Source organism: Aquicella lusitana, assembly GCF_902459475.1.
In the GTDB taxonomy this organism is placed as follows: domain Bacteria; phylum Pseudomonadota; class Gammaproteobacteria; order DSM-16500; family DSM-16500; genus Aquicella; species Aquicella lusitana.
In genome coordinates, this window is the sequence record NZ_LR699117.1 from 49,582 (window position 1) to 70,704 (window position 21,123).

Annotated in this window: 22 protein-coding genes and 5 pseudogenes; 14 read left to right on the forward strand and 13 right to left on the reverse strand. The window is 35.6% G+C overall.

The genetic code is table 11. From position 1 onward, the window contains the following. Positions 1 to 9: 9 nt before the first annotated feature. Entirely contained in the window at positions 10 to 306 is a 297-nt protein-coding gene (locus AQUSIP_RS12060) for a co-chaperone GroES (RefSeq protein ID WP_114835498.1), read from the reverse strand. Between the two features lie 671 nt (positions 307 to 977). On the opposite strand from AQUSIP_RS12060, the gene gatC reads away from it, so the two are divergent. The 3 genes from gatC (at position 978) to AQUSIP_RS12075 (ending at position 2,390) form a co-directional block, all read left to right on the forward strand. After that, positions 978 to 1,271 carry an Asp-tRNA(Asn)/Glu-tRNA(Gln) amidotransferase subunit GatC gene (gatC, locus tag AQUSIP_RS12065; RefSeq protein ID WP_114835496.1) on the forward strand — a complete coding sequence of 98 codons (294 nt, stop codon included), beginning with the start codon at positions 978 to 980 and terminating at the stop codon, positions 1,269 to 1,271. A 37-nt stretch (positions 1,272 to 1,308) separates the two neighbouring features. After that, positions 1,309 to 1,704: a rhodanese-like domain-containing protein gene (locus tag AQUSIP_RS12070; RefSeq protein ID WP_114835495.1), complete on the forward strand. Its 396-nt coding sequence runs from the start codon at positions 1,309 to 1,311 to the stop codon at positions 1,702 to 1,704. A 233-nt stretch (positions 1,705 to 1,937) separates the two neighbouring features. After that, a complete protein-coding gene (locus AQUSIP_RS12075; RefSeq protein ID WP_114835494.1) occupies positions 1,938 to 2,390 on the forward strand; it encodes an Hsp20/alpha crystallin family protein in 453 nt (150 codons plus the stop codon). 70 nt (positions 2,391 to 2,460) lie between these two features. Here the strand turns inward: AQUSIP_RS12075 and AQUSIP_RS12080 are convergent. Then, positions 2,461 to 2,643, reverse strand: a pseudogene (locus AQUSIP_RS12080) (transposase); the annotation flags it as partial. A 108-nt stretch (positions 2,644 to 2,751) separates the two neighbouring features. On the opposite strand from AQUSIP_RS12080, the gene AQUSIP_RS12085 reads away from it, so the two are divergent. Next, complete coding sequence (locus tag AQUSIP_RS12085) at positions 2,752 to 3,798, forward strand: IS481 family transposase (RefSeq protein ID WP_114835537.1); 1,047 nt, start codon at positions 2,752 to 2,754, stop codon at positions 3,796 to 3,798. A 57-nt stretch (positions 3,799 to 3,855) separates the two neighbouring features. Here AQUSIP_RS12085 and AQUSIP_RS12090 read toward each other — a convergent pair. Further along, positions 3,856 to 4,560 (reverse strand): annotated as a pseudogene (locus tag AQUSIP_RS12090) (IS982 family transposase); the annotation flags it as partial. Between the two features lie 160 nt (positions 4,561 to 4,720). Here AQUSIP_RS12090 and AQUSIP_RS12095 point away from each other — a divergent pair. The 5 genes and pseudogenes from AQUSIP_RS12095 to AQUSIP_RS12115 all read left to right on the forward strand — a co-directional run bounded on the left by AQUSIP_RS12095 (position 4,721) and on the right by AQUSIP_RS12115 (position 6,746). Then, positions 4,721 to 4,918: a hypothetical protein gene (locus AQUSIP_RS12095; protein ID WP_114835423.1), complete on the forward strand. Its 198-nt coding sequence runs from the start codon at positions 4,721 to 4,723 to the stop codon at positions 4,916 to 4,918. Positions 4,919 to 4,986: 68 nt separating this feature from the next. After that, positions 4,987 to 5,432, forward strand: a pseudogene (gene icmW / locus AQUSIP_RS12100) (type IVB secretion system protein IcmW). Between the two features lie 90 nt (positions 5,433 to 5,522). Continuing rightward, positions 5,523 to 5,969, forward strand: coding sequence for an Hsp20/alpha crystallin family protein (locus tag AQUSIP_RS12105; protein WP_114835424.1), 447 nt, complete (start codon positions 5,523 to 5,525; stop codon positions 5,967 to 5,969). A 71-nt stretch (positions 5,970 to 6,040) separates the two neighbouring features. Beyond that, a complete protein-coding gene (locus tag AQUSIP_RS12110) occupies positions 6,041 to 6,547 on the forward strand; it encodes an Hsp20/alpha crystallin family protein (protein WP_114835425.1) in 507 nt (168 codons plus the stop codon). 28 nt (positions 6,548 to 6,575) lie between these two features. Continuing rightward, the gene (locus AQUSIP_RS12115; RefSeq protein ID WP_114835426.1) at positions 6,576 to 6,746 is read left to right on the forward strand and encodes a DUF1931 family protein; all 171 of its coding nucleotides are present in this window, start codon (positions 6,576 to 6,578) and stop codon (positions 6,744 to 6,746) included. Here AQUSIP_RS12115 and AQUSIP_RS12120 read toward each other — a convergent pair. Beyond that, the gene (locus AQUSIP_RS12120; protein ID WP_114835427.1) at positions 6,738 to 9,743 is read right to left on the reverse strand and encodes a Tn3 family transposase; all 3,006 of its coding nucleotides are present in this window, start codon (positions 9,741 to 9,743) and stop codon (positions 6,738 to 6,740) included. The genes AQUSIP_RS12115 and AQUSIP_RS12120 overlap by 9 nt on opposite strands. Then, a complete protein-coding gene (locus tag AQUSIP_RS12125) occupies positions 9,721 to 10,332 on the reverse strand; it encodes a recombinase family protein (protein ID WP_114835428.1) in 612 nt (203 codons plus the stop codon). The genes AQUSIP_RS12120 and AQUSIP_RS12125 overlap by 23 nt, the downstream gene beginning before the upstream one ends. 280 nt (positions 10,333 to 10,612) lie before the next feature. Between AQUSIP_RS12125 and AQUSIP_RS12130 the strand changes: the two genes are divergently transcribed. Further along, positions 10,613 to 11,650 carry an F-box protein gene (locus AQUSIP_RS12130; RefSeq protein WP_114835429.1) on the forward strand — a complete coding sequence of 346 codons (1,038 nt, stop codon included), beginning with the start codon at positions 10,613 to 10,615 and terminating at the stop codon, positions 11,648 to 11,650. Between the two features lie 72 nt (positions 11,651 to 11,722). Then, a pseudogene (locus tag AQUSIP_RS12135) lies at positions 11,723 to 12,034 on the forward strand (DUF1931 family protein); the annotation flags it as partial. A 60-nt stretch (positions 12,035 to 12,094) separates the two neighbouring features. Here the strand turns inward: AQUSIP_RS12135 and AQUSIP_RS12140 are convergent. The 3 genes and pseudogenes from AQUSIP_RS12140 to AQUSIP_RS12155 all read right to left on the reverse strand — a co-directional run bounded on the left by AQUSIP_RS12140 (position 12,095) and on the right by AQUSIP_RS12155 (position 15,121). After that, positions 12,095 to 12,715 (reverse strand): hypothetical protein, encoded by a 621-nt coding sequence (locus AQUSIP_RS12140; protein ID WP_114835431.1) that lies wholly within the window; start codon positions 12,713 to 12,715, stop codon positions 12,095 to 12,097. A gap of 82 nt (positions 12,716 to 12,797) precedes the next feature. Then, positions 12,798 to 13,990 (reverse strand): annotated as a pseudogene (locus tag AQUSIP_RS12590) (cation:proton antiporter domain-containing protein). A 222-nt stretch (positions 13,991 to 14,212) separates the two neighbouring features. Next, positions 14,213 to 15,121 (reverse strand): TSUP family transporter, encoded by a 909-nt coding sequence (locus tag AQUSIP_RS12155; protein ID WP_114835434.1) that lies wholly within the window; start codon positions 15,119 to 15,121, stop codon positions 14,213 to 14,215. Between the two features lie 290 nt (positions 15,122 to 15,411). Here AQUSIP_RS12155 and AQUSIP_RS12160 point away from each other — a divergent pair, with 290 nt between their 5' ends. Together AQUSIP_RS12160 and AQUSIP_RS12165 are read left to right on the forward strand one after the other, a co-directional pair. Beyond that, positions 15,412 to 15,792 carry an HPF/RaiA family ribosome-associated protein gene (locus tag AQUSIP_RS12160; protein WP_114835435.1) on the forward strand — a complete coding sequence of 127 codons (381 nt, stop codon included), beginning with the start codon at positions 15,412 to 15,414 and terminating at the stop codon, positions 15,790 to 15,792. Positions 15,793 to 15,837: 45 nt separating this feature from the next. Then, positions 15,838 to 16,122: a hypothetical protein gene (locus AQUSIP_RS12165; protein ID WP_114835436.1), complete on the forward strand. Its 285-nt coding sequence runs from the start codon at positions 15,838 to 15,840 to the stop codon at positions 16,120 to 16,122. A 66-nt stretch (positions 16,123 to 16,188) separates the two neighbouring features. Here AQUSIP_RS12165 and AQUSIP_RS12170 read toward each other — a convergent pair whose 3' ends face one another. Together AQUSIP_RS12170 and AQUSIP_RS12175 are read right to left on the reverse strand one after the other, a co-directional pair. After that, positions 16,189 to 16,758: a GNAT family N-acetyltransferase gene (locus AQUSIP_RS12170; RefSeq protein WP_114835437.1), complete on the reverse strand. Its 570-nt coding sequence runs from the start codon at positions 16,756 to 16,758 to the stop codon at positions 16,189 to 16,191. A 31-nt stretch (positions 16,759 to 16,789) separates the two neighbouring features. After that, complete coding sequence (locus tag AQUSIP_RS12175) at positions 16,790 to 17,122, reverse strand: DUF423 domain-containing protein (protein WP_148326103.1); 333 nt, start codon at positions 17,120 to 17,122, stop codon at positions 16,790 to 16,792. A gap of 146 nt (positions 17,123 to 17,268) precedes the next feature. On the opposite strand from AQUSIP_RS12175, the gene AQUSIP_RS12180 reads away from it, so the two are divergent. Next, the gene (locus AQUSIP_RS12180) at positions 17,269 to 18,315 is read left to right on the forward strand and encodes an IS481 family transposase (RefSeq protein WP_114835537.1); all 1,047 of its coding nucleotides are present in this window, start codon (positions 17,269 to 17,271) and stop codon (positions 18,313 to 18,315) included. A 65-nt stretch (positions 18,316 to 18,380) separates the two neighbouring features. Here the strand turns inward: AQUSIP_RS12180 and AQUSIP_RS12185 are convergent, their stop codons facing one another. From AQUSIP_RS12185 to ltrA, 3 genes are read right to left on the reverse strand one after another with little or no spacing between them, the layout of a single operon-like run. Further along, positions 18,381 to 18,650 (reverse strand): hypothetical protein, encoded by a 270-nt coding sequence (locus tag AQUSIP_RS12185; RefSeq protein ID WP_114835488.1) that lies wholly within the window; start codon positions 18,648 to 18,650, stop codon positions 18,381 to 18,383. A gap of 29 nt (positions 18,651 to 18,679) precedes the next feature. Beyond that, positions 18,680 to 19,531: a nucleotidyl transferase AbiEii/AbiGii toxin family protein gene (locus tag AQUSIP_RS12190; protein ID WP_114835489.1), complete on the reverse strand. Its 852-nt coding sequence runs from the start codon at positions 19,529 to 19,531 to the stop codon at positions 18,680 to 18,682. Then, positions 19,528 to 20,790, reverse strand: a complete 1,263-nt coding sequence (gene ltrA / locus AQUSIP_RS12195) for a group II intron reverse transcriptase/maturase (protein WP_233432397.1) — start codon at positions 20,788 to 20,790, stop codon at positions 19,528 to 19,530. Before ltrA ends, AQUSIP_RS12190 begins: the two co-directional genes overlap by 4 nt. Positions 20,791 to 21,123: the final 333 nt, after the last annotated feature.

The window sequence follows — 21,123 nt, forward strand, 5'->3', positions numbered from 1 at the left end:
CAAACGCTGTTATTCAATAACACCTAATATATCTTCCTCTCGCATGACGAGGTATTCTTTGTCGTTCAACTTGATAGTTGTTCCAGAATATTTCGCAAAGACGACTTCATCACCTGTTTTAACTTGTAAAGATTGTATTTTGCCATCCACATATTTTCCGGTTCCTACGGCAATGATTTTTCCGCGCATGGGTTTATCTTTATCCGCTGTATCAGGTAAAACAATACCGCCTTTGGTTTTTGTTTCTTGCTCTTGAGGTTCGACAACCAGTCGATCGTTTAACGGACGAATGTTAAATGTAGTCATAGTAAATTTTCCTTGTAAATTATCAATAAATGACAGATTACTTCTATGTAACAGTGAATATAGGGATAGTTAATGAGAGTTCAAGTCAAAGTTAGCTTGAAAACGCTGACGCTAGTCAAATTTTGTTTGCATATTTTTTGTTAGTGATTGAATAAATATAATTATTTTTTCTCTTATCATGCGTGATCTCTATTCTAAAATACTATAATAAAAAAGGAGTGGTGAGAAAGGGGAAAAAAATGGGTGATTTAAGTACCCTCTTCGACCATTATTTTAAATCATTTTAGATATCTGCTTGTGGCATTGTGTGCGGTTAAGCCTAGTGTCACAGAGAACCAGAAAAGAATTGGAAAAGCGGTCAAGATCAGGTGTTGAATCGCCTCTTCATATTCAATTGTATTGTGATAAAAAGATTGTTGTTTATGCAGAATAGACAATATTGCATCATAAATGAATTAAATAAGTATGCACTCGCTGTCACAGAAGTAACATGGCTCACTATATTGACTTGTGAAAAGCGGATAATAATCTATGAAATTGATAAGATTTATGAGAATACCATTCCATTTATGATGTTTCCAATTTTATGGATAAAAATATGGGCTCAATAATTGGAATTGAATCGTTTTATTTTTATAGTTAGAAAAATGATTAATTAAAGAGGAACCAGGATGTCTCTTTCGATTGAAGAAATTCAAAAAATCGCCCATTTGTCACGGTTATATCTTGCAGATACAGATATTGCGGAATATTCAGTACAGCTTTCACGCATTTTAGATTTCATTGAAGACATGAATCAAGTTGACACCACCAACATTGAACCACTTGCCCACCCATTAGATATTCCTCAACGTTTGCGCGAAGATAAAGTGACAGAGCCTAATTTGCGCGATAAATTTCAAGCTATCGCACCTCAGGTGGAATCCGGGCTTTATCTTGTCCCAAAAGTCATTGAGGATGAATAATGACGTATAATCAATAAAGAAGAATGGAGGACTCTCTATGAAAGATAAATTAAATCAATGGACCGAAGCTAATAAGCCCCAAAAGGCAGCCGACTACTTTATTAATAGAATGGCCTTTACTATTGGGCCAGGAGACTTATTTGATGAAATGAAAAAGAATAAAGACGACGTTAACATTATCGATGTCAGAAATGAGGAAGATTTTAAGAAAGGTCACATCCCTGGAGCTATTAACCTTCCTGAAGAAAAATGGCATACCTTATCAGGCCTCAACAAGGATTTGATGAATGTCATTTATTGCTACTCAGTGGAATGTCATTTAGCAGCAAAAGCCGCGGCTCAATTCGCAAAGTCGGGGTTTCATGTAATGGAACTCCAAGGTGGCTATGATCGTTGGAAAGAGAAGAACTTTAAAATAGAAACAGAAGAATAGTTCTTATTTTCACTCGAATTTTGAATTTAAACCCACAAAAATCCTAATAGATCGTATGATTTTTATAAAAATCATACGGTTAAATACAATTATTTTCCTTATAAATCATACAGTTAAACTCTTGAAATTTTAAATTTAATTTTTATAATAATTACTAGAAGGGACTCTCAAGCATACGGTAAGGAAGTAAAAATGACTCAACTTTGATGATAATTGTTCGGAGGTAATGATGTATGAATACGTTAATACCTTATGAACCAGCGAAGTTGATAAATGATATGCATAATCTCATGGAAAATTTATGGCAGCGCACATTTGATTTGGATACGAGGAATGCAAGTGGAAGAACAGGTCAATGGTTGCCTGCTATTGATATAAGAGAAGAAGAGGATAAATTTTTAATCTCGGCGGATTTACCAGGCGTAGATCCAAAGGATATCGACATTTCGCTGGAAAATAACGTGCTGACATTGAAAGGAAAACGAGAGGAAATACATGAGGAGAAAAAAGGATCTTTCTATCGTATGGAACGTATGCAAGGACAATTCTATCGGCAGTTCACTCTACCGACCGCTGTTGATAGTAAGCATATTACTGCAAAATCAAAACAAGGCGTGTTAGAAGTGATCGTACCGAAGAAAGAAAAAACGGAAATCAAGAAGATTGAAGTAAAAGTGGAAGAATAACCTATTTCCCCGGCAATAAGGAGGTTGTATCGGGAAAATAGGGTTATATATAAACTAACCTCAGTTATGGTTAAGCAATTGAGGACATCCAAAATTTACTTCTGCTGATAGACGGTTTTTTTGCTTTTAAACAGTAACCTGCTAAACCACTAACAAGATTAACCAGAAAATTTACCGGACTGCGATGTCGAGTATGCTCAATATGGCAGATAGATTTAAGTTGATCAATGACGGTTTCTACAATGCTTCGCTGATATGCATTAGTTCCGATCTAATCTGACACTTGCTACTTGAAAAAAGTAAGGTTACCCGTTTTGATAGTTATGTCGAGTAAAAATCAAAACATTAAAGAGGTAACCTTATGTACGAGTGTACGCAAAAAATCATTAAAAACAAGGTCGGTCTGTTAAATTTGGCAGAAGAGCTAGGGAATGTATCAAGAGCCTGCAAGGTAATGGGCTTCTCCAGAGATACGTTTTATCGTTATAAATCAGCAGTTGAGCAAGGAGGCATTGAGACCTTGTTCGACAAGAGCAGACGGCAGCCAAACATCAAGAACCGCACCGATGAAGCTACAGAGAATGCTGTATTGGACTATGCCATTGAGTACCCCGCGCATGGTCAATTAAGAGTCAGTAATGAGCTTAGGAAAAGAGGTGTTTTTGTTTCTCCTAGCGGTGTTCGTTGCATCTGGCTAAGGCATGATTTGGCATCATTTAAACAGCGTCTAACCGCACTGGAAAAGAAATCTGCCGAGGAGAACTTAATTCTAACTGAAGCACAACTGGCCGCGCTAGAACGCAAAAAAGACGATGATATGGCCTGCGGTGAAATTGAAACAGCACATCCTGGCTATCTTGGTTCACAAGATACCTTTTATGTTGGCAATCTCAAGGGTGTTGGGCGCATTTATCAGCAAACATTTGTTGATACCTACTCCAAAGTGGCTCATTGCAAGCTATATACCACAAAAACACCGATTACATCTGCTGACCTGTTAAATGATCGTGTGTTGCCATTCTTTGAAGAACAAGGCTTGGGCTTGCTGCGCGTATTAACGGATCGTGGCACTGAGTTTTGCGGCAAGGTAGAGCAACACGATTACGAGTTGTATTTGGCGCTCAATGATATTGAGCACACCAAAACGAAAGCTCAATCACCCCAGACCAATGGCATCTGTGAACGCTTTCATAGGACGATTCTGAATGAGTTTTATCAGGTTGCTTTCCGAAAGAAAGTTTACACAACTATTGACGAGTTGCAAAAAGATCTGGATGATTGGCTCGGTTATTACAACAATGAACGCACACATCAGGGTAAAATGTGTTGTGGCCGAACTCCGATGGCGACATTGATTGATGGTAAAAGAATCTGGAAGGAAAAAGTTGATAATCTCAACTTGAACTGACAGTAAAACCGTAACTGAAAAACGGGTAACTGTCAGATCAAGTCGGAACTTTTACAGCTGATAAAGAAAAAATTTTTCGAACGCGCTTAGCATTTTTTTCTTCATGTTTTTTCTAACTTTCGTAATCAATTTTATGCCTCGTTTTGCAAGCGACTCCGCTAATTTTTTGCTGATGTATCCTTTATCGCCCGCACCAAAACCAGTTAATCCTTGCATTAATTTTTCAACAACTTCTCTATCATCAACATTTCCTTTTGTAATGCAAAAACTCATAATTTCTCCCTGGTGATTGATCGCTAAATGTAATTTGAATCCATAAAAAAAGCCTACAGAACAGTGTCCGCGTTCAGCAATGCCTTTAAAAACTTTATTTCTGTAAATTCGACGATTGTGGCATACAACCATTTTTGTAGAATCCAAATAATACAATCCGGTGTGTTTTCCTGTTCTTGATAGTACATACGCCGTTAGTGGTGCAAGCAACCTTGGCATGAGTGCAACAAAACGTGGATAGCTTACCGCTTTAGGAAATTCTCGAAAAAGTTGGCCTAACACACAATCCAGATAAAAATCCTTGAATGTGCGATAGTGGCTTAAGTGAAATAAAATCATGATCGTCATCATCTCGCTTTCACTTAATTCTGTTTTCCTCTGACGTTTGCCTTTAGGTAAGGGCAAAATTTTATTTGCAGATTCTTTTACATGGTTCTTGTAAAACTCATCAATATCACAGAAAATTTCAACGATCGGCGCTAGTAGCATTTTGACTCCATTCAAAACCTTGGGCGGTTAAAAATGGCAAAATTTACCAAGCGCCTTTCTTATTTTCAATCTTTTCAAAAAGTTAAAATTCGCTTATCCATAACTGAGGTTAAACTAAGCAGGAAGAGAGTTATTTTTCATCTTCTCTTAAGAGGTAAAAATGAATACATATACTGCTAAGTTATGTTGTGGAAAAAAGGCAGTAGAGACAAAAAGTGGAGATGATGCAGAAGAACTTTTTATTTGGATGTTAGGTCAGGCGAGCGGGCCTGTTGATGTGGATGGTATTCATGGAGAAGTAATCGAGAATAAAACTGGTAAAGTTGTTAGGCAATTTAAAAAGGCTCCGCCTGAATAACATCTACTTTTAAATTGTCTCTGCTGTGTTTCCTCTTCCTGTTGTTTTTTAACTGGGAGAGAGATTCTATGCCAAAATTAGATTTGTTGAGCTGTCATGAGTTTTGGAAAAACTATGACGATCCTATGATTTATAAGGTAATTTCTTTTATGGAACCGTAGAAGATTTTACTCTAGATGGCACACCTTCTCTCGAACAAACACTGGATAAACTGGGTAAAGCACTCGATGAATTAGATAGCTTTGAACTGGCACATGAAGATAACTTTATTACCTTATGTTCCCATCTTAAAACTTCGCGAATTTTACGCTTGCTACAAGCGATTGACACGATTGATCCGGGTTCTGCATCAAAATTATTGATGTATGCAGAAGAAAATAATACACCCGATCATCCTATGACTGGATTATTTTTACGGCGTAACATCGTTTTTGAACGATTGAGATTATTAGCCCGTGTTTTTTCACCTGAACGATTGGATCTAGTCTTAAAAGTATTGGAAAAAGAGCACTGATAAACGTGTTTTCATGATCCCTTGAAAAAATAAATTGAGTCCTCAAATATCAAAATGTTGAACCCAAATTAACTAAATGGAGGATAAAACATGAACTACATTGCACGTTATGAACCAGCATCTTTAGTGAATGAAGTTAATAAAATAATTGAGCATGCTTTTCGTCCATTAGCAAATAGTGATACATCAAATATAGAAACTAGCCAGTGGATACCTGCTGTTGATATCAGAGAAGAAAAAAATCAATTTATTATTCTTGCTGATTTACCTGGCGTTGATAAAAGCGATGTTAACATTTCTATGGAAAATAATATTCTAACAATTAAAGGGCACCGCTTTGATCAAAACAAAGACGAAAAGCATAATTATTTTCGTGCGGAACGTGTGAAAGGTAATTTTTATAGACGGTTTACTTTACCTGACACAGTTGATGGGTCGAAAATCGAAGCTAAAATACAAAAAGGTGTGCTTGAAATTGCTATTCCCAAGAAAGAATCAGCACAACCACGTTTAATCAAAATTCAATGCGATGATTAAATGAGTGCGTAGGTAATCTACGCACTCATTTTAATATTTTTTATAAAAAATTTAAATAAAGGAGAAAGATAATGAAATCATTTTCCGTTATAAAAAATCGACTGAATGAAACTTGGGAAAATTTTTCTGAAGGATGGAACAAACTAAGTGACTTATCACGCAATGCTTTAACCAGATTTTCTCATCCTTTAAAAAATAAAAATGAGCAAAGCAATCAAATAAACCCCCTGCAACAATGGTCACATGGTATTGGATGGAGTTTATTGCCTGTTGATCTCTATGAAGATAATGATTCCATTCATGTAAGAGTAGAAGTACCTGGGCTTTCATTGAATGATTTAGATGTTCGTGTTGCTGGTGATCAGTTAATAATAGAAGGGAATAAACAACTCAAGCGTGAAGAGATGAAAGATCAATTTTATTTAATGGAATGTGCTTATGGCCATTTTAGTCGTGTCATTCCATTGCCATGCAAAGTAAAAGATAGAGAAGCAAAAGCATCTTACAAGCATGGGGTATTAAATGTTATTTTGCCAAAATCAAATGATGCGAAAAAGATTAAAATATTAGTTCAATAAAATATTTTTTTGACGCAAGGAGTATTGTATGGTCATGGCAGTGAAACAATTTCAAAAGCTATTCCGTACCGCTGCAGGTTTAAACGTTGATAAAAATGATATTAAACGATTAAGTAATTTTATCAATGAGAGGTTGGCGGATTTGCTTTTATTAGGCCCAAAAGTACGGAAGCTGCGATACGGTGCCATTTCAAGCTGACTTATCATATACCTCATCTAGTATGGTGTCCTCATCTTCATCACGACTGTCTATTTCCAGCACATCTGCCGTAATTCCTAACCGTTTCGTCAAATCCAATGGGAATAATCCATATGGATTGATGTGAGAATGGAACAGCACATTCAATGCACGCTTGTCTTCTGGCACTAATACATTCTGCCACTCTGGTTTTGATAACACCCTTTGAAAGATTATCGTATTGATATAAGCCATACATGCTTGCAGTAAATGAAGGCAAAGAATACCAAGTTCCTGATATTCCTTAATGTTCGTGGATATTTCACCGAGCTTACCATAAAAAATAAATCCCATCACACTGTTGAGACGCTCAACTACATTTTGCGATTCATGTATTTCAATTCGTAAATCTTCTGACATTAAACATCGGCATATAAAATTTGTTTTTGATACTTTTCCAATCTCTATTATGGCTTTATACACAGGATGCTGATAATTGTCTTTACTAAATCGTTTAACAAAAACATCCGGTTCCATTGTTCCAATTTTTAACGCAATAATATGTTTAATTGCTTCATCATAATTTTCTTCTATCAATTTCCATTTGATGGGTTCTTTTAAAATTAAATCCAGATTTTTATAATCATTTCTCTGACTGGATGATGGGTAATATAATTTTTGCGCATACATATTTTTGAGCCTGGGAAGCAAGTCAAAATCTAATAATTCACTAACACCAAAGGCGAGAGTACTTTGTCCGTGCGTATCACAATAAACTTGATTCATTTCCATGTTAGTGCAATGTTGTAATATTCCCTTGAGCATTGCTCCTACTTCTGATGAAGAACATGTTTTTAATTGAGAATAAATACAAAGCGCATTTTCATCTACATGCCAATATACCATCACGCCTCGACCTTTATAACGTGCATGCCATTCCACCATTAGATTTTGATCCCACACACTAATTTTTTTGGAATCACAAGCAACACTTGTTGTTGCTTCTCCCCAGATTCGTGGATCACGTATTTCTAATATTTTATTGATAATTTCACTAAGTATAAACCTGACATTTTCAACAGTAATAAAGCGACGTTTTACATACTTTAGATCATCGTAACTCACCGATTCATTCGCTGAACTTAAACATTTAAGACCGGTGTTGGTACCTATTGCGTAAAGACACAATAATAATCGAAATTGTAGTATTTCCCTTGGTATATTTTCACGACTAGCAACCGTCTGCACAAGATTGGTGAACTCCATCTGAAGGTCACATTCTTTTAGCATATCAATTAAATTAATTGTTCCGTATTCTTGTTTAATTGCCTGATGCAGTTTTTTAATATTTACAGGTTCAGCCTGGGGATCATAAGGAGAAATTTTTATGTGCCCACTACCATCTTTATTAATGATTTCAACCTTTTCATTGCAAGGAATATTTTCATTTAGTAACGTCAAGTTATCATGTAGTTCCTTTTTACGTGGCGTAATAAATTCTTTCACACTTAGCGGTAATCCTAATAAACCATAGTAATGTTCCCGTTTTTCATCAAAATCTTTTGGTAGATCATGATCTGGATTACGGTAACGATAGGCACCTTCAATCCAAATCATCTTGCAATTTAATTGCCGTTTAATTTCTTGAAAAACTGACAACTCGTAATTAACTCGATTTATTTTTCTGGTTCCATTTTCTAAATTAACAACAACTAAGTCCACCCATTCATTTGGAACCACATTTTTAATAGGGATATTCGCATCATCAGGGTAAAATTCGTGCTGAAAGTCGCGGTATGTTTTTATTATCTGAATGCCATTTATTAATGGTATGGTTGCGTTTAAATTTGTTTTCAACGTGAATGAATCCAATAACGCTAGCAACATTTTCCTGCTGGCGTGAGAATACAATGAGTGCATTTTCATGTGCACTTGGGTTTGGTACCATTTCCCTTTAAAACATAATTCTTTTGCCAGGTTCTTCAATGTATCCTGTCCAACTTGAGGATAAATGATGTCTTGAATCACTCCGGTTGGATTTTCTGAAGCGCTAACAGACAACTTGTATAATATGTCAAATTTACCATCAACACATTTCACTTCAGATAATATCTTCTTATCAACAAAACTTTCAGATTTTGTTTGTAATTGGTGCGCTAACTTCATAAACAAATCAGCAAGGCTGTCTATGAGTAATTGAGACCGGAAATAACAAAAAATAGAAAATGTTGCATAACGAATATGTGGTTTATGCTCTCTCATGCCACTTGGACGCTCTGCCATAATACGATGATAATATTTTTTGATTAATTTTTCTGAAAGGCTGGAAAGTACATCTACAGGAGAGTCTAATTGCTTCAAACGATCAATTTTTTGGATAGCTCGAAAAACATTTTTTAATTTAGCACCTGGAATATCTATTTTAAGATGTTTAAATTTTATTTCTGAATCATCATTAATTTCATCATCATCGCTTTCAGCATCATCAGATAGTAATTCGTCCATCAGAAACTTTGTTTTTTCATCCAATTTACTGTAAATGGAATCAAATAATTGTTGTTCAAATTCATGATGTGATGAACTTATATGTCTATCTAATTCCCTTGATGTAAAAGGCTCAATTTTATTGTTACGAAAATAAGTATAAGCATGTTCAATTCGTTGTGGTCTTTTAATTGCATTAGGAAATACATTTTTGCACAACCATTCTTTGAAATCGTGTATATCATTGCCCGTTACTTTTCGGTATCCAAGTAATTCCCTGACTTCCTGGCGAAACCGCTTAGTACTTCTTCCTTCCCAATCAAATTGATTAATCATTGAAGGTGAAATATTTAATTGATTTGAAATTGTATTTAGCATTAATGGATCGATGAATTTGATATGCTTGGGATAGCGACTTTCCAATTGAAAATATTTCAGCAGTACTGCAAACCCGAGTCTATTCTTGTCTGTGTTTTTAGTTTTAGCGAGAATTAATTCATCGTCGCTTAAATTATAAATCGTGCCTTTGTCCATGTAATTTCTTATTCTTCTTTTTCTGTGATTGTTTTTGAGATTCGTTTTTTAGGTAACGATAGAGTGTTGGTTTGGTAATATTAAATAATTTGCATATCTCCATGACGGACAAATCGCCTTTATCATAGTGTTTTTTTAACTTCCTAATTTCGTTTTTATTCAACTGTACTGGCCTTCCACCCAAACGACCGCGAATTCTAGCTGCTTTTAATCCCGCGTTTGTTCGCTCACGTATCAGTTCTCTTTCAAATTGTGCAAGCGCTCCAAAAATATGAAAGATTAACTGGCCGCCACTGGTAGTCGTATCAATGTTCTCTTGCAAACTTTTAAAGCCTATTCCTTTTTCACTTAATTCTTTTATCGTTTGAATGAGATGGGCTAGAGACCTGCCTAATCGATCCAATCGCCACACAACCAACATATCGCCTTTGCGTAAATGTGATAGCGCAGAATGCAACCCAGGACGAGCGGTTTTAACCCCGCTTACAACATCGGTATAAACATCTTGGCAGCCCGCACTTTTTAGCGCGTCTTCTTGCATATTCAAATATTGGTCAGCAGTAGAGACGCGGGCATATCCTATGAGCATAAAATACATATCCATTGATTAAATGAGGGAGCGATGGTAACGTAACTCATCGTATATAAGCAAGTTGTATAACCTTGAATTTTTAACCATTTTAGTTACCATTATATGCCTTTCTTTTCTTGAAGAAATGAATTTGCATCTCAGGTAACATAAACGAACGTTTTCGTTACTGTTAAAAATAGTGTGTTTTAATTTATATATGAAAGTTTTAGTTTGAAACTTAAAACTAGAAGATACTAATTGGGCTATCTTTTCACTTAAATTGGGCAATAACCAAACTATGTTTAGTTTTTTCAATCTTTTTAATGATAGTGAGAAGTCAAAAGATCAAAATGACATTAATTACTTAGAATTAATGCCTAAAGAAATTTTGAGCGAGATTATTCGTTATTTAACACCGTCTGAATTACTCCAACTCTCCGCAATGTCAAAATATTTTTATAGAAATGTAAATCAACCTGATATGTGGGCACATTTTTTTAAATTATCTTCGTTAGATAAAAATAGTGATATGCAGAAAATAAAAAAACTAGCATTAAAACAAGTAAGCGATCTGTTTACCTTACCTGGTAACAATTATTCGAATTTACTTGCGCAGAAAAAACTATCGATTTCTCAATTATTAGCTATGCTAATGCCTTATGGCGTCACTTCAGAATCGAAATATAACTTTGTAAAGTTAAAGGGAACTTATATCAATTATGATATCGGATCGCAATGGGCACTTAATCCACAATATGCTTTAAACCATATCCCAACAACATCATTAACCAATTTTTTTAGTCACGACTTTAACTTCCAAATAGATGCTATACCAAACTTTATTATTAATTTTTCCGATTGCAAAAAATTAAATTTTAAAGACCAGAGCAAATATAACTCAATTAGCGGTACTCATTATATTCTCATCTCCGTTAACAATATTTCTGACCTTGTCAATTTCTATCAACAAGTCAAAGAAAATAATATTGACACGCTATCACCTATTATCTTAGTCCACTCTCCCTCTGCAACTAACGTATTTGATGAAAAGTTCTTAAATGAAATGAATAAGCTTTGCTTGCCAATAGCCGCTACGATAAATGGTGGATTTAATCCACTCAAATTTTTTTGGACGACATTTTCGGATAGGAAACAGAATAATATTTGGTACAACAATATCCTATGTAAACCATCAGAGGGTGAAAATGAGCTGGGTAAGTGCTTGGCTATTATTGCAAACATAAAGAGATCATCTGAGGTGTTGGCGGTAATCAAAAATAAATTTACTAGTAATGAAAGTAATTTGACCGGAAATCAAGTATGTCGGATTATTTAGAAAATACCGGCAATCAAATTAAAGTGGCACCTGGTCGCAGCTTCCGTACCTTAGGGGCTATTAGGGCAAGTATCTGCTCGGGTGAATAATCGAGAAGTTATCGATTTCACTGATTTGCCTATCACAAAAGGTCTACAAACTAATATTCAAGAATTTAAAACAATGGATGAAAATATTGATATTCAATCAATCTTGGAACAACAAGCAAAATTGCCCCCTTTAAAATTGGGTTATAGTGCTACGCTTCAAGCAAAAATCCCAGAATTAGTCGGTGGAATCACGGTTAGTCTTGCTAAAGCTTTTCGTGCTTTGGATAAAGACATGAAAAATCCTTCACCTTTTGAATGGGAAAAAGCTGAGGCAATTTACAACATTCTTCTTTAAGATATTATTTCACTATGGTCACCTTGCACAGGTGACCATAGACTTCACTTTCATCTCACATTATTTCTTAATTTTGTTATCCACATTATTTTGTGTTGTTGCTGGTGAGGTTGATGTTGTTTGTTTATTCACTTGTGGTGGCTTAGTAATTTTTTGCACTGGCATGACCATAACTGGGACAAAAAAAGGAAATGCTTCATGATGCATAAAATGCCAATCGTTATAAAATAACTGATCCATATCGCGCATCATGTTCTGTATAGATTTCTGCATTTCTTGCTGTTCGGTTTGCACTTGCTTAACAAGCGTTTTTGTTTGTTCAGGCGTCAGATTGGTTGGTTGTCCAAACTGGATAATACGATAAGTCGTAGGTGTCTTATTATCTATACTTTGAGTAAAAGTGAAAATAGATTGAGAGGTACCTGCACTATTAAGATCACTTGATTTCACCCATCCGACATTTCCATTTTTGGGATCAGCAATTTTTACCCAGCTGCCTTCTTTCGGTGTGTATATCGGAATAATACCTGCTGCTAGATCAATCGTCCCAATCGCTTTTGCATCTGATTTGGGTTGATCATATAAGCTAATTTCCTTAGCAAACACCGTTACAGGAAGACTTAGAATGATTGCCGAGGCCATCAATTTGAGAAATATAAAAAATAAATATTTTATGTTCATATTTGTTTTCTCCCTTCAAATTATTTTAGAAAATATGACTATCGTTATTTTAAATGGGGCGGGTTTTAGAAAATTCAAGCGCTTACTTTTTTTCTTGTGAAATTGTAGCCAAATGTAGTTCTGCTTTAGCAATGATTTTTTTCGTTAATAAAATCCATAATGGACTCAATAAAAATGAAATAGCGATGGTGGTATTCATCATATTATAAATAACGACTGAAAAAATACTTGTCTGGTAGCCAATGGCTGTCAGAATAAAACTTAATTCACCAATTTGAGATAGTAATGATCCTCCATAAAAACTTACCCGCCAAGATTCGCCTAGCGTTTTTAAAACTATTGCATTGATCAATGTGTTGGTTACTAAAATGCTAACGGTTAATAACAAGATCTGCCAAAAATATGGTCGAATAAAGTCGGGCTTGATTAACATGCCGATGGAGATAAAAAAGAACGCGATGAAAATGGTTCTTAATGGTAATAAGTTGTCATGCACCCAATGTGTTTCTTTTATAGCTGCAACAAGCATGCCGCCTAAAAATGCGCCTAATGCTGGGCTAATTTTTAATAGTCCTGCGAGTGTTGCGATACCGAAGCATAATATTAAAGATAAAAATAATTGTGTTTCATGATCACTACCTAATCTTTTGAGAAAAGAAATATCAATTTTCTTTTTTATCACAATCCAAGTAATCAGTGTAATCATGGCAATGCCACCGATGATTTGTAAGCTAACGGTGTTCCAATCAATCATTTTATTTGTTAGAAAACCGACAATAATCAGCATTGGGAAAATAAAAATGTCTTGTACCAATAAAATTCCTACCACATCTTGGCCTACTTCGTATTTAATTCATGCCAGTCCTGTAACAGTTTGAATACAACTGAAGTACTACTTAAACTAATAATGAATCCCAATAAAATAATTTGTTGCCATGACCATTGAAAGATGAAACTAATGATAGCTACAAAAATAATGCTGACCAAAATTTGCAAGGTCGTGCCGCAGAGAGAAACGATCCAATTTTCAACCAATCGTTTGGGCGATAACTCTAATCCAACGAAAAACAATAGCAGGATGACACCCATGTTGCCCATGTGCGCTAATAAGCTTGGCTGCTTTATTATTCCGAGAACATGTGGCCCTAGAATAAATCCGGCGATGATATAGCCAATAATATGAGGCTGTTTAAGTTCTTTTAATATCAGTCCTAAAATAAAAACAGCCAAAACAATAAGAACAAAAGCAGATATTAAAGGATCCGTAGTATGCATAATGTCACGTATGGCTATGTAATTTTTTTACCAGACAAGAATAAGCTCCTCAAAAGATAGCTAGCAAGAAATGAAATCAAAAAAATGACAAAAACTATCTTTTTGAACAAGTATAGGCAACCATGCTTAATGCTCAATTTATGTATGTGAACTCTCCTTGTTCATCATCGCCATCTTAGAAGGTATAAAGAGCATATCATATTTTATAAGCCTATATTTTGATTATTCCTGTTGCGCATAGCGGTTCGGTCTGTGTTTAAACCGAAGCAAAGTCAGCCGATTATTCTTTAGCCAATGCGTGATGACGAATGTTGTTAAGCCAATCAAGAGACACCCGAATATCATTAAATTATTTTTATCACCAGCGCTGTTCTTATAAATTAGCATTGATATGACTCCTGCTGAAACCAGTATAAATAATGGCTTAATCACTATGAACCCACCTTTGAGCGCAACTTGTGTGCCTATTTTTCCACCAATAAATTGACCAATTGCCATAACAACGGCAATTTTGTAATTTATGTTCCCTCCTATGATGAAACAGACGGTAGCAACCACATTACTGACGAGATTAAACACTTTAGTATAAGCCGATGCTTTTAATAAGTTGTAGCCAAGAAAATAGGATAGAGCGAAAATCCATAATGACCCTACACCAGGTCCAAAAAATCCATCATAAAACCCTAATAAAGCCCCTCCGAAGAAATAAAATGGCGTTTCATTCATCTTGGGTGTTAGGTTTTCCGAGCCAAATTTAGGTACTAAGATGACATAGGTGAGTATAAATAAAAGTAAGAATGGCATAATTTTAGATAAAACGGCTACGCTCAAAGATTGGCTTACGATAGCACCAATCAAAGCACCGACAAGAATAGGAATAATTCCTTTGTTTATAGTACGAATAGAGTACATATTTTTGCGATAGAAACTAAGCGTTGCAGAAAAGGTACCAAAAAATGCTTGTAGTTTATTTGTACCAATTGCAATGGATGGAGGCAATCCAACGCCAGATAAAGCAGGAAGAGTGATTAATCCTCCCCCACCGACAATGGCATCCACCATACCTGCCACTAAACCAACTGTAAATAAAAGACATAATAAATAATGATTAGAAATGTCAAATGACAACATATCCGAAACTCCTATTATTATTCTTAATATGTTTGGGTGTCGTGATATGAGGATAATTACAAAATTTACAAGGGTTATTTTTATAAAAATTTTTTAAAAAAGTGCTCTTGAAATTAGAATAAATTATCCCTATTGAATAATTAGTACGATATTTTATGAGGAGAGTTAGTAATGAAAATAAATCAAATGGTACGTTAGCAATAAAATTGCTACTAAATCGTTTTCGCTTAAATACAAAAGTTTTTTATTTAATATGTTAAGAAAAAATTTAAAATGGGAGGATTTAAGCTATGTCATCGTTACAAATAACAGTTCGTTCTATTTCAGACTCACCGACGATTGAATATCATATTCGCAAGCATTTCGCTAAACTGAACAGAATATACAGTAAAATAAGCAATTGCAGAGTAATAATCGATGTTCCTCAAAATCATAAACACAAGGGTAAAATATTCAGTGTCAGCATTGATATAACAATACCAGGTAAGGAGCTTATCAGTAGAAAACAAAGCCAAAATTTATATATTGCAATACGTAATAGTTTTGCAGCAATCGAAAAGTTATTAGAAAAACATATCAAAAGAAAAACAATATTCACCAACAAATACCCTATCCCTCCAGTGGATCATAATACACAAACAAAAGATACAAATATGATGATGCATAATTAATATTTTTATGCGGATTATTAGAAATATTGGCAAAAGGATTTTTATATGGATGACAATTTAATTATCGGTAAATTATTTGAATATGCTACGTCTAAACCTGGTATTTATGGAGTCTTGTTAAGTGATGGAAGCAAAATGGCTATTGAATGTATTAGCAAAACATATCGGGATAAATCAGGAATAATTTGGATTGATGCCATTTTATCACTCGATAAAAGTTATTATGAAATCGGCTATTTTACATCTCCAACACCTAAACAAGAAGTGACAATAAATGCATCACATATCATTGCAATATGGGAGCTATCGTTAGAAATGATAAAACAATAATTTGACTCAAGTTAACAACGCGCGCGTTAATTTTTATAATAGAATCGATATGTATTATGAATATCTTTAATTTCTAAAGAGATCATCCATATTAAGTTTCATGATATGATGAGGAACTGGATGCCAAGGTGCCAGAAATTCGCCGACAATTTTAAAGCCTACTTTTTCATAAACGTGCACAGCTCGTTTATTATTTTTTTCTGGATCAATGAAAACTTCGAATACATCTGAAAAATTGCTTAGCAAAAATTCTTTAATCAAGATGTCAGCGAGACCTTTTCCAAGATAATTTGTATCACAGATGAAAATGTCCAAAGTAATAGCTAAACCTTCTAATTCGCTATATTTTGCATAATCATCCGCAGTATTTTTAAAAACATTCGACGTTAAAAGGTACGCAAATGGTCTATTGTTATCATAAGCAATCCAGTGTTGTGTAATCTTGGAATCGCGTTCCAAGCCTTTTCCTTTTTTTCTATATTGATAAAATTTTTCTAGTCCATTAAGTAAATTATTCAAGCCTTGTCCGTGTACCCATTCACGAATGTAGTCTTGCTGCAACCAGTTATGAATAAATTCTCGCTGTGATTCAATTGCTGGCTTGAAAACAAAACGAAATGATAATTGATCTTTCATTAAATAACCCTAAAAAAAACGGATAAAAAATTTATTTCATCTTTAATAACGCTGTACGTAGCAAGCTAACCCACCCTAACATCAGAATTACACCTCCAATGGGCGTCGCATGTAGCAATCCCACCATGCCTGTTATGGATGCGATATAAATACTAAAACTAAATAATAAAATACCTACAATAAAAATATAAGCTGATCTAATAAACCATGATTTCATCCGTTGATTCGCTTGCAATGGAATAATCAATCCAATAATGGTGATAACAATGGCATAAAGTTGATGATATCTAACAGCGACCGATATGCTATGACGCGCATTACTAGCCAGCGTAAATGAGAGTGAATGATCAACATAGGCTGCCATCAGAACCGACAACAACCCTAAAATTGCACCTAATAATAAAATGCATTAGTTCCGATCTAATCTGACACTTGCTACTTGAAAAAAGTAAGGTTACCCGTTTTGATAGTTATGTCGAGTAAAAATCAAAACATTAAAGAGGTAACCTTATGTACGAGTGTACGCAAAAAATCATTAAAAACAAGGTCGGTCTGTTAAATTTGGCAGAAGAGCTAGGGAATGTATCAAGAGCCTGCAAGGTAATGGGCTTCTCCAGAGATACGTTTTATCGTTATAAATCAGCAGTTGAGCAAGGAGGCATTGAGACCTTGTTCGACAAGAGCAGACGGCAGCCAAACATCAAGAACCGCACCGATGAAGCTACAGAGAATGCTGTATTGGACTATGCCATTGAGTACCCCGCGCATGGTCAATTAAGAGTCAGTAATGAGCTTAGGAAAAGAGGTGTTTTTGTTTCTCCTAGCGGTGTTCGTTGCATCTGGCTAAGGCATGATTTGGCATCATTTAAACAGCGTCTAACCGCACTGGAAAAGAAATCTGCCGAGGAGAACTTAATTCTAACTGAAGCACAACTGGCCGCGCTAGAACGCAAAAAAGACGATGATATGGCCTGCGGTGAAATTGAAACAGCACATCCTGGCTATCTTGGTTCACAAGATACCTTTTATGTTGGCAATCTCAAGGGTGTTGGGCGCATTTATCAGCAAACATTTGTTGATACCTACTCCAAAGTGGCTCATTGCAAGCTATATACCACAAAAACACCGATTACATCTGCTGACCTGTTAAATGATCGTGTGTTGCCATTCTTTGAAGAACAAGGCTTGGGCTTGCTGCGCGTATTAACGGATCGTGGCACTGAGTTTTGCGGCAAGGTAGAGCAACACGATTACGAGTTGTATTTGGCGCTCAATGATATTGAGCACACCAAAACGAAAGCTCAATCACCCCAGACCAATGGCATCTGTGAACGCTTTCATAGGACGATTCTGAATGAGTTTTATCAGGTTGCTTTCCGAAAGAAAGTTTACACAACTATTGACGAGTTGCAAAAAGATCTGGATGATTGGCTCGGTTATTACAACAATGAACGCACACATCAGGGTAAAATGTGTTGTGGCCGAACTCCGATGGCGACATTGATTGATGGTAAAAGAATCTGGAAGGAAAAAGTTGATAATCTCAACTTGAACTGACAGTAAAACCGTAACTGAAAAACGGGTAACTGTCAGATCAAGTCGGAACTTTTACAAATAAAATTTTATTCATTTGTTATTTTTTCATTGTGGATAACAGACAATTTTTCTTTCAACTCCATTCGACGAAGTTCCTTATAACGATCCGTTTCCTGAAATGCTTTACAGTAATCGATCATGTCGCGTATCTGCGCATCCTTTTCTTTATCAAATATTTGAGGACATTTATTTTTTAATTCGAGTAATTTTTTCATGTCACCTTGTCGCATAGCATGGTGTTTTTCATAGTACAACGCGATAGCATCATTAACTGGCATATCATCTAATGAATTCATATTAATTCCTTCAGAAGCAATTTTCTTATTCAAAGCTCTAATACCTTTTTTAATTTATCCAAAGCAATTTTTTGCTTTTCGGCATCCATTTTTTCAATATTCAAACTTTTCCATTTAAGACCTGGTAACTGATCTATTCCAGCAATAGGAATGAGTTGCCAGTCAGGATTGCCGGCTTTAATTGACAATAAAAATTTCCGTTCATTTACTGTTAGTGATTTTAATATTAATTCAATTAATTCGTATCGTACTTCAACTAATTTCTCGTAAGAAACTTTTTCAGTAGTCATCCCGATAAAAGATTCCTCATAAATTTTTCTTGTATTCTGCAAGTTCGGTTTTGGATTTAATAACTCATGTATAGGTCTGGAATTGCTAGCTAGGTAAATAACAAAAGCTTGCCGGACTGAATCAGTCAGACCTTCATTTTCTAACAAAATTTTAATATCAAATAAATCGCGCGGGTGCTGACGTGCAAGTGTAGCGCAAATTTTACCGCCATATAAATCAGCAAATGAAAGCGTTTTTATCGTGAAATATGTTAAAAATTCGTTTTGGGCGAACTGACATAGTTCTCTTGTTTCGCAGTCAAAAACAGCGCCTCTTAATACGAAATTGGGTTCTATGATAATTTTTGTTGTGTTATTCGATATTATCAATTTTGATAATTGTCTAGGTTCTTTTGTAAAAACTTCTTCAACTTGATATTTATTACTCCCTATTTTTTTTATATTCTGAGTCAATGTATTTAAAGCAAAGGTGATATTTTTTAAGAATTGTTCCCGTGGTTCAATAGGTAAGTAAGTCAAGTCAAGGTGAGTCGGCCGGCGGAACTTCCCCACCAGCCGCTCTCCGAACTGTACGTGAGCCTCTCGACTCATACAGCTCTCCTTGTTCCATCAGCCGGCAAATATCCCAATAATTCCCAATGCGCAAATAGTTTAGTTTTCTTACGAGCTGTTTTCCCTAACGCATAACAAGCTCTGCGTTGCTTATATTTAAATCTCTTGTACTTGTTAGTCACCCATTTTGTTAAATGCCGATTAATTTGTTCGGCAAGCGGAAAAAGGGCTGATTTATAGTACTTGCTATAATACTGAATCCAGCCTCGTGCAATTGGATTGAACATGCACGATAGATCTTCTAATTTCTTCTCGCAACACCATTTCAATCGCCACGCTCTTACCGTTCTTTTCATCTTGGTTAGTGCTGAGCGACTTACTGCGGGCAGAAAATTACAAAACATTTTCCCATATTTATTCTTTGCTCCTCTTGGTCTAAATTCAAAACCAAGAAACACAAAGCTAATATTAGGATAATCCGCTGTTCGATCTGCATCTTTGCAATAAACAATTTTTGTTTTCACAGGATGCAATTCTAATTTGCATTGTTGTAATCTTTCTGCAAGTTGTTGTCTGAGCAATTTTGCTTGTGCTTCACTCTTTGCATGAATAACTATATCATCCGCATATCGCTCAAATGATACTGCAGAATGATGTTCTTTCATCCATCGATCGAACGCATAATGCAAATAAAGATTCGCTAATAAAGGACTGATAACCCCACCTTGCGGCGTACCTTTATTGCGTTGCTCAAGTTGCCCATTCCCATGCTGCATTGGTGCTTTCAACCATCTCTCAATGTATAAAATTACCCATTTACATGAGGTATGCTTGCACACCGCTTTCATCAGTAATTCATGATCGAGATTATCAAAGAATCCTTTAATATCAACATCCAATACAAAGTTATTGCGCCAGCATCTTTGCCGTGCAACACCTACTGCTTGGTGTGCTGATTTATTTGGACGATAGCCATATGAGTCTTCATGAAAATGAGGTTCCACTTCCGGCTCAAATGCTATCTTGACAACCATCTGCGCAATTCGATCGGCAACAGTCGGAATTCCAAGCGGACGAATTCCTCCATCTGTCTTGGGTATTTCCACCCGTTTTACAGGCGGTGGAAAATATGTTCCCGATGACATTCGATTCCACAATTTATAAAGATTATTTTTCAAGTCTTTTTCAAATGCGGTGATCAATTGTTCATCTACTCCTGCTGCGCCACCTCTTGCACGAACACGTTTATAAGCTTCCCAAACCATTTGCTTAGATATTGCAAACGACTTTGTTGTCACTTGTTAAGCTCCTCCCATGACTGGTTGACTTAATTTAACAACGAAACAATTGAACTCCTTCGCTCCGGTTTCATTACAAAACCTTCATCACTAGTACGAGTTCTTCCGCCCCTGTATTTTCCTTCGGTACTTTAGCCTTGTAGGTTCTCTACTTGCGCGTTTCCCTTGTCATGAAAATCCAGGTTCCCACGTTCCATGAATGAGCCTGTGTTCTAGTCACGCCACCTTTACACCGGACACCGCTCAAGCCATCTATAGGCTATGCTTAAACTTTTCCGAGGCGAAGATCCCTCCTCGTTTTGATGTCGTCTGATTACTTTCGATGCTTCATCG

Coding starts and splice junctions, on each gene's coding strand:
- AQUSIP_RS12095 (WP_114835423.1), top strand. CDS start 4,721: ATGAATACATATACTGCTAAGTTATGTTGTGGAAAAAAGGCAGTAGAG.
- gatC (WP_114835496.1), top strand. CDS start 978: ATGTCTCTTTCGATTGAAGAAATTCAAAAAATCGCCCATTTGTCACGG.
- AQUSIP_RS12130 (WP_114835429.1), top strand. CDS start 10,613: ATGTTTAGTTTTTTCAATCTTTTTAATGATAGTGAGAAGTCAAAAGAT.
- AQUSIP_RS12075 (WP_114835494.1), top strand. CDS start 1,938: ATGAATACGTTAATACCTTATGAACCAGCGAAGTTGATAAATGATATG.
- AQUSIP_RS12185 (WP_114835488.1), bottom strand. CDS start 18,650: ATGAATTCATTAGATGATATGCCAGTTAATGATGCTATCGCGTTGTAC.
- AQUSIP_RS12160 (WP_114835435.1), top strand. CDS start 15,412: ATGTCATCGTTACAAATAACAGTTCGTTCTATTTCAGACTCACCGACG.
- AQUSIP_RS12190 (WP_114835489.1), bottom strand. CDS start 19,531: ATGAGTCGAGAGGCTCACGTACAGTTCGGAGAGCGGCTGGTGGGGAAG.
- AQUSIP_RS12085 (WP_114835537.1), top strand. CDS start 2,752: ATGTACGAGTGTACGCAAAAAATCATTAAAAACAAGGTCGGTCTGTTA.
- AQUSIP_RS12060 (WP_114835498.1), bottom strand. CDS start 306: ATGACTACATTTAACATTCGTCCGTTAAACGATCGACTGGTTGTCGAA.
- AQUSIP_RS12110 (WP_114835425.1), top strand. CDS start 6,041: ATGAAATCATTTTCCGTTATAAAAAATCGACTGAATGAAACTTGGGAA.
- AQUSIP_RS12165 (WP_114835436.1), top strand. CDS start 15,838: ATGGATGACAATTTAATTATCGGTAAATTATTTGAATATGCTACGTCT.
- AQUSIP_RS12175 (WP_148326103.1), bottom strand. CDS start 17,122: ATGGCAGCCTATGTTGATCATTCACTCTCATTTACGCTGGCTAGTAAT.
- AQUSIP_RS12125 (WP_114835428.1), bottom strand. CDS start 10,332: ATGCTCATAGGATATGCCCGCGTCTCTACTGCTGACCAATATTTGAAT.
- AQUSIP_RS12120 (WP_114835427.1), bottom strand. CDS start 9,743: ATGGACAAAGGCACGATTTATAATTTAAGCGACGATGAATTAATTCTC.
- AQUSIP_RS12180 (WP_114835537.1), top strand. CDS start 17,269: ATGTACGAGTGTACGCAAAAAATCATTAAAAACAAGGTCGGTCTGTTA.
- AQUSIP_RS12140 (WP_114835431.1), bottom strand. CDS start 12,715: ATGAACATAAAATATTTATTTTTTATATTTCTCAAATTGATGGCCTCG.
- AQUSIP_RS12155 (WP_114835434.1), bottom strand. CDS start 15,121: ATGTTGTCATTTGACATTTCTAATCATTATTTATTATGTCTTTTATTT.
- AQUSIP_RS12105 (WP_114835424.1), top strand. CDS start 5,523: ATGAACTACATTGCACGTTATGAACCAGCATCTTTAGTGAATGAAGTT.
- AQUSIP_RS12070 (WP_114835495.1), top strand. CDS start 1,309: ATGAAAGATAAATTAAATCAATGGACCGAAGCTAATAAGCCCCAAAAG.
- AQUSIP_RS12170 (WP_114835437.1), bottom strand. CDS start 16,758: ATGAAAGATCAATTATCATTTCGTTTTGTTTTCAAGCCAGCAATTGAA.
- AQUSIP_RS12115 (WP_114835426.1), top strand. CDS start 6,576: ATGGTCATGGCAGTGAAACAATTTCAAAAGCTATTCCGTACCGCTGCA.